This is a genomic window from Streptomyces sp. NPDC040432, assembly GCF_055595445.1.
Window position 1 is genome coordinate 127,368 of sequence record NZ_JBVIVP010000022.1, and the last position, 16,769, is coordinate 144,136.

A 16,769-nucleotide genomic window follows, 5' to 3' on the forward strand; every position below is an offset into this window, starting at 1 on the left:
AAGTTCTCATTAATCGAATGATGCTCCAGCGGCATTTCATAGATTGCATCGCACCACGCAATGGCCGGGTGGTCCGGCGGACGAATGTGAGGGACAGTGTCTGAGTTCGCTGCCGTTCGGCACGGTCTGACCAGCGCACAGCACGAGGTGTGGCTCGCCCAGCAGATGGATCCGCGGAGCACCCACTACAAGACCGGATCGAGCCTGGAGATCAGCGGGCCGATCGACCGCGCCGTGCTGGGCGCCGCCCTCCGGCACACCCTGGCCGGGACGGAGACGCTGTGCTCCCGCTTCCTCGTCGACGAGGAGGGCCCCCACCGGGTGCACTGCCCGATCGCCCCGCCGGACCGGGCCGACGAGGACGCCCCGACGGCCGCGGACGGCAGCCCCCTCACCCCGGTACGGCTGGCGCACTTCGACCTCACCGGGCACGAGGACCCCGAGGGCGAGGCGCTGCGCCTGATGGAGGCCGACCGGGCGACGCCCGTGGCCCTGGACCGCCCCGGCCTCAGCAGCCACGCCCTGTTCACGCTCGGCCCGGACCGCCACATGTACTACCTGGGCGTCCACCACATCGTCCTCGACGGCACGAGCATGTCCCTCTTCTACGAGCGGCTCGCCGCCGTGTACGCGGCCCTGTTGGGCGGGGGTCCGGTGCCGCCCGCCTCCTTCGGCGACATGGACCGGCTCGTCACCGGCGAGGAGACCTACCGCGCCTCCGCCCGGTACGAGAAGGACCGCGCCCACTGGACCGGCCTGTTCGCCGACCGCCCCGACCCGGTGTCCCTCACCGGCCGCAGCAGCCGCCTCGCCCTCGCCGGCACCCGGGTCGGCCTGCGCCTGGCCCCGGAACGGACCCGGATCCTCGACGAGGTCGCCGCGGCGCACGACTCCTCCTGGGCCCGGATCGTCATCGCCGGCGTCGCCGCCTTCCTGCACCGCATGACGGGCGCCGAGGACATCGTCGTGTCCGTGCCCGTGACCGGCCGCCACGGCGCCAACGCCCGCACCACGCCCGGCATGGTCTCCAACCAGTTGCCGCTGCGGCTCACCGTCCGCCCCGGCACGACCTTCACCGAGCTGATCGCCGAGGTGTCCACCGCCCTGAGCGCCCTGATGGCCCACAGCCGCTACCGGGGCGAGGACCTCAACCGCGAGCTCGGCCTGTCCGGTGGCGCGGGCGTACTCGGCCCGACCGTCAACGTCCTGCCCTACACCCGGCCCGTGGACTTCGCCGGTTCGCCCGGCGTGATGCGCAGCCTCGGCTCGGGACCGACCACCGACCTCAACTTCGTCCTGACGGGCACCCCCGCGTCCGGGATCCGCGTCGACTTCGAGGGGAACCCGCAGCTCTACGACGCCGAGGAGCTCCGCTCGCTCCAGGAACGCTTCGTCGGCCTGCTGGAGGACCTGACGGCCGATCCGGCCGCGGCGGTCGGCGGGGCCGTCCTGCTCGGCGACGAGGAACGCCGGCGCGTCCTGTCCGACTGGAACGACACCGCGCACGAGGTCCCCGCGACCACCCTGGCGGACCTGCTGGCGGCGCAGGCCGCCCGCACCCCGCAGGCGCGGGCCCTCGTCTTCGAGGGCACTGCCCACACCTACGCCGAGCTCGACGCCCGCGCCGAACGGCTGGCCCGCGCCCTGACGGCCCGCGGGGCCGGACCGGAGACGTTCGTCGCCGTGGCCCTGCCCCGGTCCGCGGAACTGGTCGTCGCGCTGCTCGGCGTACTGAAGGCGGGAGCCGCGTACGTCCCCGTCGACCCGGGATACCCGGCCGACCGCATCGCGCACATCCTCGGGGACGCCGGCGCCATGCTGGTGCTGACCTCGCGGGAGACCGAGGGACGACTGCCCGACGACGGCACCCCCCGCCTGCTGCTCGACGCCCCCGGGACGGCCGACGACGCGCACGCCGTGGCCGCGGACACCGCCCCGGCCGCCCGGCCGGCCCTCCACCCCCGGCACCCCGCCTACGTCATCTACACCTCGGGATCCACCGGCCGCCCCAAGGGCGTCGTGGTCTCGCACGAAGCCATCGTGAACCGGCTCGCCTGGATGCAGGACACCTACCGCCTCGACGCCTCCGACCGCGTCCTGCAGAAGACACCGTCCGGCTTCGACGTGTCCGTGTGGGAGTTCTTCTGGCCCCTGACCGAGGGCGCGACCCTGGTCGTCGCCCGGCCCGAGGGCCACATGGACCCGGCCTACCTCACCGACGTCGTCGCCCGCGAAGGCATCACCACCCTGCACTTCGTGCCGTCGATGCTCGACGTGTTCCTGGGCGAGCCGGCCGCCGCCGCGGCCCTCACCGGCGTCCGCCGCGTCTTCTGCAGCGGCGAGGCCCTCTCCCCCGAACTCACCGCCCGGTTCCTGGCCCTGACCGACACCCCCCTGCACAACCTGTACGGGCCGACGGAAGCCGCCGTCGACGTCACGTACTGGCCGTGCGCCGCCGCCGACGGCCCGGTCCCCATCGGTCTGCCCGTCTGGAACACCCGGATGTACGTCCTGGACGCCGCGCTGCGACCGGTTCCGCCAGGCGTGCCCGGCGAGCTGTACATCGCCGGCGTGCAGCTCGCGCGCGGCTACCTGGGCCGGCCGGCCCTCAGCGCCGAACGGTTCACCGCCGACCCGTACGGCCCCACCGGCACCCGCATGTACCGCACCGGCGACCTCGCCCGATGGAACCACCGCGGACACCTGGAGTACATCGGCCGTGCCGACCACCAGGTCAAGCTCCGCGGCTTCCGCATCGAACTCGGCGAGATCGAGTCCGCCCTGCTGGCCCTGCCCGGCATCGGCCGGGCCGCGGTGCTCCTGCGCGAGGACCAGCCGGGCGACCAGCGCCTCGTCGCCTACCTCGTGCCGGCCGCCGCCGGCCGCCCCGACCCCGACGCGCTCACCGGGCCGCTGCGCGAACGGCTCCCCGACCACATGGTCCCCTCGGCCTTCGTCGTCGTGGACGCCCTGCCCGTCACACCCAACGGCAAGCTGGACCGCAAGGCCCTGCCCGCCCCCTCGTACACGAGCCGCACCCGGCGCCGCGCCCCGCGCACCCCGCGCGAGGAGATCCTCCGCACCCTGTTCGCGGAGGTCCTCGGCGTCGACGAGCCCGGCATCGACGACAGCTTCTTCGAACTCGGCGGACACTCCCTGCTCGCCACCCGCCTGATCAGCCGCGTCCGCACCGCGCTCGGCACCGAGCTGACGATCCAGCAGGTCTTCGAATTCCCGACCGTCGCCGCGCTCGCCGCCCTCACCGGCGCCGGCCGGGCCCGTACCGCGGTCACCGCCCGGCAGCGACCCGAACGGCTCCCGCTGTCCTTCGCCCAGCAACGCCTCTGGTTCCTCCACCAGTACGAGGGGCCCTCCGCGCTCTACAACATCCCGGCCGCGCTGCGCCTGACCGGGCCCGTCGACGAAACGGCCCTCGCGGCCGCGATCGGGGACGTCGTCGCCCGGCACGAAAGCCTGCGGACCGTCTTCGCCGAGGACGAGCAGGGCCCCCACCAGGTCGTCCTCACCCCCGAGCGGGCCGCGCCCCGCCTGGAGGTCACCGCCTGCGACGCCGAACGCATCGACGCGGAACTGGCCCTCGCCGCCCGCCACCCCTTCGACCTGGCCCGCGAAACACCGCTGCGCGCCACGCTGTTCACGCTCGCCCCGCAGCAACACGTCCTGCTGCTGGTGCTCCACCACATCGCCGGTGACGGCTGGTCGCTGGCCCCGCTCGCCCGGGACCTGGGCACCGCCTACGCCGCCCACCTCACCGGGGCGACCTCACCCGGCCGGGCGCCGCTGCCCGTCCAGTACGCCGACCACGCACTGTGGCAACACGAACTCCTCGGCGCCGCCGACGACGCCGACGGCGAGGGCAGCCGACAGCTCAACCACTGGCGGACGGCCCTGGCCGGACTGCCCGAACGCCTCGAACTCCCCACCGACCGGCCCTACCCGGCCCGCCGCACCAACGCCGGCGCCCGCCTGGACCTGTCCGTCCCGGCCGACCTGCACCGCTCACTGGCCGCCCTCGCCGGCGAGACCCGCACCAGCGTGTTCATGGTGCTCCAGGCCGCCCTCGCCGGCCTCCTGACGCGGCTCGGCGCGGGCGAGGACGTCCCGATCGGCTCGACGATCGCGGGGCGCACCGACGCCGGGGTGGAGGACCTCGTCGGTTTCTTCGTCAACACCCTCGTCCTGCGCACCGACACCTCCGGCGACCCCACGTTCCGCGAGCTGCTCGGCCGGGTCCGCGACACCGACCTCGCCGCGTTCGACCACCAGGACGTGCCCTTCGAGCGGCTCGTCGAGGCCCTCAACCCGGACCGCGGGGCACCCCACCACCCGCTGTTCCAGGTGATGCTGACCTTCGACACCACCCAGCAGGACGCCCTCGGCGAGCTGGGCCGGCTGCCGGGACTGCGGACCGAGCTGGTGCCCCTGCACACCGGACTGTCCAAGTTCGACCTGGCGTTCGCCTTCGACGAGAGCCGGGACGCCGACGGCACGGCCGCCGGGCTGCGCCTCGCCGTCGAGTACAGCACCGAGCTCTTCGACACGGACACGGCCCGCGCCCTCTCGGAACGGCTCCTGCGACTCCTCACCGCCGTCGCCGCCGACCCGACGGCACGCCTCACGGCCGTCGACGTACTGGCCCCGGGCGAGGAACACCGACTGCTGGTCGACGCCAACCGGCCCGACCCGACGACGCCGGCACCCGGCAGCGCCGACGCCACCCTGCCCGAACTCTTCGAGCGGCAGGCCGCCCGCTTCCCCGACCGCACCGCCCTCACCTTCGAGGACACCTCCCTCACGTACGCGGAGCTCAACGCCCGCGCCAACCGGCTCGCCCGACGGCTGACCGCGCGCGGCATCGGCCCGGACTCCCTGGTCGCGCTGGCACTGCCCCGCTCCACCGAGCTGGTGACCGCACTGCTCGCCGTGGTCAAGGCCGGCGCCGCCTACGTGCCCCTCGACCCCGACTACCCGGCCGACCGCCTCGCCTACGTGCTGTCCGACGCCGCCCCCGCCGTCCTCCTCACCGACCGGGACACCGCGGCCCGACTGCCCGCCCACGACGTGCCGCGCATCGTCGTCGCCGGCCCGGACCCCACCGGCGCCGAGGCCGAGGCCGACCTCCGCGACGGCGACCTCCGGCAGGAGGAGCGGACCCGACGGCTGGACCCGCGCGACACCGCGTACGTCATCTACACCTCGGGCTCCACCGGCCGCCCCAAGGGCGTGGCCGTCCCGCACCACAACGTCGTACGCCTCTTCTCCGCGACCGAGCACTGGTTCGGCTTCGACGAGCAGCAGGTGTGGACCCTCTTCCACTCCTACGCCTTCGACTTCTCCGTCTGGGAGCTCTGGGGAGCACTGCTCCACGGCGGCCGGCTCGTCGTCGTCCCGCACTCCGTGACCCGCGACCCCGTCGCGTTCCTCGGACTGCTGGAACGCGAACGCGTCACCGTGCTGAACCAGACGCCGTCGGCGTTCCACCAACTGGCCGCCGCGGACCGCGAACACGCCCCGGACCTGGCACTGCGCACGATCGTGTTCGGCGGCGAGGCCCTGGACCTGTCCCGGCTGCGCGACTGGTACGAACGGCACCCGCAGGACGCCCCGGCCCTCGTCAACATGTACGGGATCACCGAGACCACCGTCCACGTGTCCCACTTCCCGGTGGACCGGGCCACGGCCGAGGCCGCCACCGCAAGCACCATCGGCGTCAACATCCCCGACCTGCGCGTCTACGTCCTCGACGGACGACTGCGGCCCGCCGCGGCCGGCGTCACCGGCGAGATGTACGTGGCGGGCGCCGGCCTCGCCCGCGGCTACCTCGGCCGACCCGGCCTCACCTCGGACCGTTTCCCCGCCGACCCCTACGCCGCCCTCTTCGGCGAACGGGGCACCCGCATGTACCGCACCGGCGACCTGGCCAGGCGCCGCGCCGACGGCGGACTCGACTACCTGGGCCGCGCCGACCACCAGGTGAAGATCCGCGGCTTCCGCATCGAACTCGGCGAGATCGAGGCCGTACTGGCCGCGCACCCCGACGTCACCGACGTCACCGTGCGGCTGCGCGAGGACGTCCCCGGCGACCTGCGGCTCGCCGCCTACGTCGTGACCCGGGCCGGCGGCCCGTCCGCCCGGGCCCTGCACGACCACGCCGCCGCCCAGCTCCCCGAGCACATGGTGCCCTCCGCGTTCGTCACCCTCGACGCCCTCCCGCTGACCCCCAACGGCAAGCTCGACACCAAGGCGCTGCCCGCCCCCGCCCACGAGACGCGCACGACCGGACGGGCCCCGCGCGGCCCCCGCGAGGAGATCCTCACGGCCCTCTTCGCGGAGGTCCTGGCCGTACCCCGGATCAGCATCGACGACAGCTTCTTCGACCTCGGCGGCCACTCCCTGCTCGCGACCCGCCTCGCCGGCAGGATCCGTACGGCCCTGGGCGTGGAACTGTCCGTCCGGCAGCTGTTCGAGACGCCGACCGTCGCCGGGGTCGCCGCGACCCTCGACGACGCGGAGCGTGCCCGCACCCCGCTGACCGCCGGCCCGCGCCCCGACCGCCTCCCGCTGTCCTCGTCGCAGCAACGGCTGTGGTTCCTGCACCGGCTCGAAGGCCCCTCCCCCACCTACAACATCACCGGCGCGCTGCGCCTGACCGGCCCCCTCGACCCCGAGGCGCTGCGCGGCGCCTTCCAGGCCGTCATCGTCCGCCACGAAAGCCTGCGGACGGTCTTCACCGAGGACACCCTCGGCGCCCGACAGACCGTCCTCGCACCCGGAACGGTCCGCTTCGAACTGCCCGTCCGCGACACCACCGAGGAACGGCTCGACGCGGACCTGACCCGCGCCGGCGGTCACTCCTTCGACCTGACCCGCGACGTCCCCGTCCGCGCCGAACTGTTCCGCCTCGCCCCGACCGAACACGCCCTGCTGCTGTCGGTCCACCACATCGCGGGCGACGGCTGGTCGTTGGGTCCGCTCGTCCGCGACCTGGCGACCGCCTACACCGCGCTCGCCGCAGGCCGCGCCCCCGACTGGACACCGCTGCCCGTCCAGTACGCGGACTACGCGCTGTGGCAGACCGACCTGCTCGGCGACCCCGCCGACCCCACCGGTGTGGCGGGCCGCCGGCTCGCCCACTGGAAGCAGGCCCTCGCCGGCGCTCCCGACCTCCTGGAGCTCCCCACCGACCGGCCCCGCCCGGCCGTCGCCTCGCACCGGGGCGGCCGGGTCCCGGTGACCGTCCCGGCCGACCTGCACCGCCGGCTGGCCTCACTGGCCCGCGAGTCCCGGACCACCGTGTTCATGGTCCTCCAGGCGGCCCTGGCCACCCTGCTGAACCGGATGGGCGCGGGCGAGGACATCCCGATCGGCACCCCGGTCGCGGGCCGCTCCGACGACGCCCTCGACGACGCCGTCGGCTTCTTCGTCAACACCCTGGTCCTGCGCACCGACACCTCCGGCGACCCGACGTTCCGCGAACTGCTGGACCGCGTACGCGAAGCCGACCTGACGGCCTACGCCCACCAGGACCTGCCCTTCGAGCGCCTCGTCGACGTACTGAGCCCGGCCCGTTCGCTGTCGCACAACCCCCTGTTCCAGGTCCTCCTGAGCCTGGACACCACGCAGCAGAACGCGCTCGCGGCCATGTCCGCCGCCGGTTTCGCCGTGACGCCGATCCCCGTCGAGAGCGGCGTCGCGAAGGTCGACCTGGCCGTCGAACTCGCCGAGCACCGTGCGGCCGACGGCTCCCCCGCCGGCCTCGCAGGAGCCGCCGAGTTCAGCACCGACCTCTTCGACGAGGCCACCGTCCGCTCCCTCGTCGCACGCTTCCTGCGCCTGCTCGACACCCTCGCCCACGACCCCGACCTGCGGATCACGCAGCCGTCCGTGCTCGACGCCGACGAACTGCGCCGCGTACTCGTCGAGTGGAACGACACCCCCCGCCCGGCGGACCCCCGGACCTTCGCCGAGTACGTCGAACGACACGCCGCCGAGGCCCCGCACCGACCGGCCGTCGAATCCGAGGACGGCACCCTGACGTACGCCGAACTCAACGCGCGCGCCAACCGGCTGGCCCGCCGGTTCCTCGAACGGGGCGTCCGCGCCGAACAGTTCGTCGCGCTGGCCGTGCCCCGTTCGGCCGACCTGGTGACCGCCACCCTCGCCGCCTTCAAGGCGGGCGCCGCCTACGTGCCGATCGACCCCGCCTACCCCGCGGAACGCATCGCGTACCTGGTCGAGGACGCCGCCCCGACCCTGATCGTCACCACCGCGGCCGTCGCGGACACGCTGCCCGACACGAGCGTCCCGCTGCTCCTCCTGGACGACGCCACCACCGGCGCGGAGCTCGCCGCGCTGCCCGCGCACGACGTCACCGACGCGGAACGGCACGGCCCGCGCCGCGCCACCCACCCGGCGTACATGATCTACACGTCCGGCACCACCGGCCGCCCCAAGGGTGTCGTCGTCACGCACTCCGGTCTCCCCGGACTCCTCGACATCTTCACCGGCGCCTGCGCCACCGGCCCCGGCAGCAAGGTCCTCCAACACCTCTCCCCGAGCTTCGACGCGGCCTTCTGGGAACTGTCGATGGGCCTCCTCACCGGGGCGACCCTGGTCGTCGCACCGGCCGGCCTCACCCCGGGACCGGAGCTGGCCGCGCTCGCGAACCGCTTCGACGCCACCCACCTGAGCCTGACCCCCGCCGTCCTCAAACTGCTGCCCGGGGACGCGCTGCCCACCGTCACGACCCTCGTCGTGGGCGCGGAGACGAGCCCGCCGGAGCTGGTGGAACGCTGGTCCGCGGGCCGTATCCTGCTCAACTCGTACGGCCCGACGGAAACCACCGTCTGCTCCACCATGAGCCGCCCCCTGTCCGGGCCCGTCACCCCGCCCATCGGCGCCCCCATCGCCAACAGCTCCGTCTACGTCCTCGACGCCGCCCTGCGGCCGGTGCCCCCCGGCGTCCCCGGCGAGCTCTACGCGGCCGGCTCCCACCTGGCCCGCGGCTACCACGGCCGGGCCGCGCTCACCGCGGAACGCTTCGTGTCCGACCCGTACGGAGCCCCCGGTACCCGCATGTACCGCACGGGCGACCTGGTGCGCTGGCTGCCCGGCGGCGAGCTGGAGTACCTGGGCCGCGTCGACACCCAGGTCAAGATCCGCGGATTGCGGATCGAGCCCGCCGAGATCGAGTCCGTCCTCGTCGAACGCCCCGAACTGGCCCGGGCCGCCGTCATCGTCCGCGAGGACAGCCCGGGCGACCGCCGGCTCGTCGCGTACGTCGTCCCCGAGCCCGGCCACGCCCCGGACGTGCGCCGGCTCCGCGCCGACCTGCGCGGCATCCTCCCCGACCACATGATCCCCACCGCGTTCGTCCCCCTCGACGTCCTGCCCCTGACGATCAACGGAAAGCTCGACCGCAAGGCGCTGCCCGCCCCCGACTACACCGGGCAGTCCTCGGGCCGCCCCCCGCGCACCCCGCGCGAACGGCAGCTGTGCGCACTGTTCTCCGAGATCCTGGGCCAGGGGTCCGTCGGCGTCGACGACGGCTTCTTCGACCTCGGCGGCGACAGCATCCTCTCCATCCAGCTCGTCGGTCGGGCCCGCGCGGCAGGGCTCGTCCTGTCGGTGCGCGACGTCTTCGAGCACCAGACGCCCGCAGGGCTCGCCGAAGCGGCGACGGCCGCGGACGGTCCGCAGGGCACCGGAGCGCTCGTACCGGGGGCCGGTACGTCCCCGTACGGGGACGCGCCGACGACACCGATGATGGGATGGTTCGCCGACCTCGGCTCCGACCGGGCCGCGTTCAACCAGTCGGCCGTCCTGCACGCGCCCGCCGTCCTGGACTTCGACGCCCTGGGCCGCGCGCTGGGGACCGTGCTCGACCACCACGACGCCCTGCGGATGCGGGTCGCCGACGACTGGACCGTCACCGTGCCCGAGCCGGGTTCCGTGACCGCCGCCGACTGCCTGACCCGCTTCGACGCCACCGGTCTCGACGACGACGCGGTGGACACCGCCGTGACCCGGCTGGCCCGCGACGCCCGGTCCCGGCTCGACCCTGCGGCCGGCCGCATGCTCCGGGCCGTCTGGATCGACCGGGGACCAGACCGGGACGGCCTCCTCGTCCTCGTCGCGAACCACCTCGTCATGGACGGCGTCACCTGGCGGATCGTGATCCCCGACCTGGTCACCGCCTACGAGGGCGGCACCCTCACCCCGGTCGGCACCCCGTGGCGGCACTGGACCCGCTCCCTCGCCGACCTCGCGCTCGACGCGCGGACCGAGGCACAGCTCGACCACTGGAGCACCGTCCTCGGCGGCACACCCCCCGCGCTGCGCGTGGACCGGACCCGCGACACCCACGCGGACGCGGGGGAGGTCACCGCCGAACTCGACGCGGAAACCACCGAAGCCCTGCTGACCTGGGTACCGGGCACCGTCAACGCCGGCATCAACGACGTCCTGCTGACCGCGTTCGCGGTCGCCGTCGCCGACTGGCGGCGCGACCGGGGCGGCGACCCGGACGCCCCGGTGGTGGTGGACCTGGAGAGCCACGGCCGGCACGAGGACGCCGTCCCCGGCACCGACCTCAGCCGCACGGCGGGCTGGTTCACCTCCATGTACCCGGTGCGCCTGAACCCGGTGCGCCCGAACCCGACGGCGCACGGCTCCGGCATCACCCCCGGCCGTGCCCGTACCCTGCCGGCCCTGGTACCGGCCCTGATACCGGCCCTGAAGGCCGTCAAGGAACAGCTCCGTTCCGTACCCGGCAACGGTCTCGGCTACGGCCTGCTGCGGCACCTGAACCCCGCCGGCCGGGCCGTCCTCGCCGCCCTGCCGGTGCCCGAGTTCGGCTTCAACTACCTGGGCCGCATCGGCCGGGGCGCCGGGGAGGCCGCCGCCTGGTCCGTCGCCGGGGCCGACGTCGCGGGCATCGACGGGGCCATGCCCCTGGCCCACCCGGTGGACCTCAACGCCTCGGCACGCGAGACCCCTACCGGCACCCGACTGACGGCCACCTGGACCTACGCGGCGGCCGTACTGCGGCCCGAGGACGTCCGTGAGCTGTCGCAGGCCTGGTTCGCCGCCCTCAAGCGCCTCGTCGAGGAGGCCCGCCGCCCGGACGCCACCGGCCTCACCCCGTCCGACGTCACCCACCCGACGGTCACGCAGGCCGAGATCGAGCACCTGGAGTCCGTCGTCCCCGGACTGCGGGACGTCCTGCCGCTCGCACCCCTCCAGGAGGGCTTCCTCTTCCTCAACCTGTACGACGAGGACACCCGCGACGTGTACGTGGGTCAGATCTCCTTCGACCTGAGCGGCCCGTTCGACGCCACCCGCATGCGGACGGCCGCCGAAACCCTGCTGCGGCGCCACGACAACCTGCGCGCCGGCTTCCACCAGGTCCCGTCCGGCACCTGGGTGCAGGTCGTACCGGCCGACGTCGCACTCGACTGGCAGGACCTCGACCTGACCGGCCTCGCCCCCGACGAACGGTCCCTCGCATCCGACCGGGCCGCCGCCGAGGTCCTCGCCCGCCGCTTCGACCTGACACGCCCGCCGCTGCTGCGGTTCACGGCCGTCCGGCTGGACGAAAACCGGGTCCGGCTGATCATGACGAACCACCACATCCTCGTCGACGGCTGGTCGATGCCCCTGATCTGGCAGGAACTCATCGCGCTGTACGCGGGTGCCGATGGTGGCACGGCCGCCCTGCCGCGGGTCCGTCCGTACCGGGACTACCTGACGTGGCTGGACGGCCGGGACCGCGAAGCGGCCCGCGAAGCATGGACGGAATCCCTGGCGGACCTGGAAGAGCCGGGACTGATCGCCCCGGGGGCCGGGCCGGTGCAGTCCGCCCCGCAGAGCATCGCCTTCGGCCTCGACGCCGAGGCCAGTGCCGCGCTCGCGGCATGGGCACGGGCGCACGGCGTGACGATGAACACCGTCGTGCAGGGTGCGTGGGCGTTGGCCCTGGCCCAGGCGACCGGCCGTGACGACGTCGTCTTCGGCGCGACCGTCTCGGGCCGCCCGCCCGAGCTCACGGGCATCGAGTCGATGGTCGGCCTGTTCATCAACACCCTCCCGGTCCGGGCCCGCCTCGACCAGGCCGAACCCCTCACCGGCTTCTTCCGACGCCTCCAGGCCGAACAGGCCCGACTCCTGGACCACCAGTGGGCCGGACTCGCCGACATCCAACGCTGGGCCGGCCACGCCGACCTCTTCGACACCGCCATGGTCTTCCAGAACTACCCCGTGAGCCCGGGAGCCACGGACCCCCGACTCGACGGCGCCGGACTACGGCTGGACGGCTTCGACGCCGTCGAGAGCACCGACTTCGCGATGAACCTGGTCGCCCACACCCGGGACACCGCACTGCAACTGCACCTCGACTACCGGGCGGACGTGTGCGACGGCCACCTGGCCCGCTCCCTCTCGCAGCGCGTCCTGCGTGTCCTGAACGCCCTGCCCACGAACGGCGACGAGCCGGTCGGCCGCCTCGACACCCTCGACACCCACGACCGCGAGCGGGTCCTGGTGGAGTGGAACGGCGACGACACCCCGCACCCGGACACACCCCTGCACGAGCTGTTCGCGGAGCAGGCCGCCCGCACCCCGGACACGGTCGCGGTCACCGACGAGGACGGGAACACGCTCACCTACGGGGAGCTCGAAGGCCGCGCCAACCAACTCGCCCGCCACCTCATAGCCCACGGCGTGCGGACGGAACAGTTCGTGGCGCTGGTCCTGCCGAAGACCACCGACGCGATCGTGAGCATGCTCGGCGTTCTGAAGAGCGGCGCCGCCTACCTGCCCGTCGACCCCGACTACCCGGCAGACCGCATCCACCACATCCTCACCGACGCCGCTCCCGCCCTCACCCTCACCGAACCCGTCGCGACGAACGTCCTGGCGGCCCAGGGCGACACTCAGGTCACCGACGAGGAGCGCCTGTCCCCGTGGTCGCCCCGCCAGGCGGCCTACATGATCTACACCTCGGGCTCCACCGGCCGCCCCAAGGGCGTCATCATCGAACACCACGCCCTCGCCACCTACCTCCACCGGGCACGCACCGCCTACCCGGCCACCGGCGGGGCCACGGTCCTGCACTCACCGCTGGCGTTCGACCTCACCATCACCGCCCTGTGGACACCCCTCACCAACGGCGGCACCGTCCACCTCACCACCCTCGAAAACAGCACCGCACAGCCCACCCTCATCAAGGCGACCCCCAGCCACCTCGCCATCCTCAACACCCTGCCGGCCACCACATCGCCCAGCGACACCCTGATCCTCGGCGGCGAAGCCCTCCACGCCGACCACCTCACCACCTGGCAGGCCGCCCACCCCCACACGCAGGTCATCAACGCGTACGGGCCGACCGAAAACACCGTCAACGCCACCGAATACCGCATCCCCGCCGGTGCGCTCCCCGACGGCCCGGTCCCCATCGGCCGGCCGTTCACGAACACGCGCGCCTACGTCCTCGACAGCGCCCTACGGCCCGTCGCCCCCGGCACGGATGGCGAGCTCTACCTCGCCGGACACCAACTCGCCCGCGGCTACCACGACCGCAGCGCCCTGACATCGGAGCGGTTCACCGCCAACCCCTACGGCCCACCCGGCAGCCGCATGTACCGCACCGGCGACATCGCCCGCTGGAACCACAACGGCCAACTCCTCTTCACCGGCCGAGCCGACCACCAGATCAAACTCCGCGGACACCGCATCGAACTCGGCGAAATCCAATCCGCCATCACGACCCAGCCCGGCGTACTCCAGGCAACCGTCATCCTCCGCGAGGACCAACCCGGCGACCAACGACTCATCGCCTACCTCGTCCCCGACCCCGCCCTCTGGAACGAGAGCATCGCCCAGGCCGGGCTCGCAGCACGCCTGCCCGAGTACATGCTCCCCTCGGCCCTCGTCACCCTCGACGCCCTGCCCCTCACCCCCAACGGCAAGCTCGACCGCAAAGCCCTCCCCGCACCCACCTACATGGGATCAACCGCAGGCCGAGCACCCCGCAACCCCCGCGAAGAAATCCTCGTATCCCTCTACGCGGAAATCCTGTCCCTGCCGCACCTCACCATCGACGACAGCTTCTTCGACCTCGGCGGCCACTCGCTCCTCGCCACCCGACTCGTCAGCCGCATCCGCACCACCCTCGGCGCGGAACTTCCCATCCGGCAGCTCTTCGAGACCCCCACCATCGCCGGCCTCGCCACCACCCTCGACCGGGCGGCCGACGCCCGCGAGCCGCTGACCGCCCGGCCGCGCCCGGAACGCGTTCCGCTCTCCTACGCCCAGCAACGCCTCTGGTTCCTCCACCAACTCGAAGGACCGAACGCGACCTACAACACGGCGGCTGCTCTCCGTCTCACCGGCCGTCTCGACGTCGACGCCCTGCGCCTCGCCATCGGTGACGTCGTCGCCCGCCACGAGAGCCTGCGCACCACCTTCGCCGAGGACGAAGAACACGGGCCGCACCAGATCGTCGTTCCTGCGGACGTGGCCGAGACGTCGTTCACGGTTGTCCAGGTGAACGAGGACGAACTCGGCGGGAAGCTGACGGAGGCCGTGGGTCACTGCTTTGACCTCGGTGGCGAGCTTCCCCTTCGCACTGTCCTTTTCGAGGTCTCGAATGAGGAGCACGTGCTGCTCCTGCTCATCCACCACATCGCGAGCGACGCCTGGTCCCGCACCCCCCTCGCCCACGACCTCACCACCGCCTACACCACCCGCACCACCAACGGCTCAGCCCCCAACTGGACCCCGCTCCCCGTCCAGTACGCCGACTACGCCCTCTGGCAACGCCAACTCCTCGGCAACGACAACGACCCCACCACCACCGCAGGCCGCCAACTCACCCACTGGAAAAACACCCTCACCGGACTCCCCGAACAACTCGACCTCCCCACCGACCGACCCCGACCCCCCACCGCAAGCCAAGCCGGCGACCGCATCACCTTCACCATCCCCACCACCACACACCAACAACTCACCGAACTCGCCCGCACCACCCACACCAGCACCTTCATGCTCGCCCAAACCGCCCTCGCCACCCTCCTCACCCGACTCGGCGCCGGCACCGACATCCCCATCGGAACCCCCATCGCCGGCCGCACCGACGACGCCACCGACCACCTCATCGGCATGTTCATCAACACCCTCGTCCTACGCACCGACACCAGCGGAAACCCCACCTTCAACCAACTCCTCCACCGCATCCGCGAAACCGACCTCACCGCCTACGCCCACCAAGACCTCCCCTTCGAACGCCTCGTAGAAGCCCTCAACCCCACCCGCACCCTCTCCCACCACCCCCTCTTCCAAGTGCTGTTGACGTTCAACAACACGGATCACGAGGGTGCACGTACCGAGATCGCGCAGTTGCCCGGCCTGGACGTCGCATACGAGGTGGTCGAGCGTTCGGCCTCGAAGTTCGACTTGGCCTTCACCGTCTCGGAGTCGTTCGACGGCGACCGGCTGCCGACGGGCATCAGCGCCTCGCTGGACTTCAGCACGGATCTCTTCGAGCAGGCATCGGCCCAGTCGATCGCGGACCAGTTCGTCCGCGTCCTGACCGCCATGACCACGGCTCTCGACCGGGGCATCGAGGACTTCGAGCTCATCAGCTCCACGGATCGCGAGCGGGTCCTGGTGGAGTGGAACGGCGACGACACCCCGCACCCGGACACACCCCTGCACGAGCTGTTCGCGGAGCAGGCCGCCCGCACCCCGGACACGGTCGCGGTCACCGACGAGGACGGGAACACGCTCACCTACGGGGAGCTCGAAGGCCGCGCCAACCAACTCGCCCGCCACCTCATAGCCCACGGCGTGCAGACGGAACAGTTCGTGGCGCTGGTGCTACCGAAGACCACCGACGCGATCGTCAGCATGCTCGGCGTCCTCAAGGCAGGCGCCGCCTACCTCCCTGTCGACCCCGACTACCCGGCAGACCGCATCACCCACATCCTCACCGACGCCGCTCCCGCCCTCACCCTCACCGAACCCGTGGCGACGAACGTCCTGGCGACGTACTCCGATGCGCAGATCGGCGACGCAGAGCGTCGGTCCCCGTGGTCACCGCTCCACGCGGCCTACATGATCTACACCTCGGGCTCCACCGGCCGCCCCAAGGGCGTCATCATCGAACACCACGCCCTCGCCACCTACCTCCACCGGGCACGCACCGCCTACCCGGCCACCGGCGGGGCCACGGTCCTGCACTCACCGCTGGCGTTCGACCTCACGATCACCGCCCTGTGGACGCCCCTCACCAACGGCGGCACCGTCCACCTCACCACCCTCGAAAACAGCACCGCGCAGCCCACCCTCATCAAGGCGACCCCCAGTCACCTCGCCATCCTCAACACCCTGCCGGCCACCACATCGCCCAGCGACACCCTGATCCTCGGCGGTGAAGCCCTCCACGCCGACCACCTCACCACCTGGCGGGCCGCCCACCCCCACACGCAGGTCATCAACGCGTACGGGCCCACCGAGAACACCGTCAACGCCACCGAATACCGCATCCCCGCCGGTGCGCTCCCCGACGGCCCCGTCCCCATCGGCCGGCCGTTCACGAACACGCGCGCCTACGTCCTCGACAGCGCCCTACGCCCCGTCGCCCCCGGCACGGATGGCGAGCTCTACCTCGCCGGACACCAACTCGCCCGCGGCTACCACGACCGCAGCGCCCTGACATCGGAGCGGTTCACCGCCAACCCCTTCGGCCC

At 72.7% G+C, this 16,769-nt stretch carries 1 protein-coding gene; it reads left to right on the forward strand.

The genetic code is table 11. The features are described 5' to 3' along the window. Window positions 1-96: 96 nt before the first annotated feature. Window positions 97-16,769, forward strand: a 16,673-nt coding sequence (locus ACZ58N_RS31700) for a non-ribosomal peptide synthetase (RefSeq protein WP_471166881.1), incomplete at its 3' end; no start/stop codon positions are given.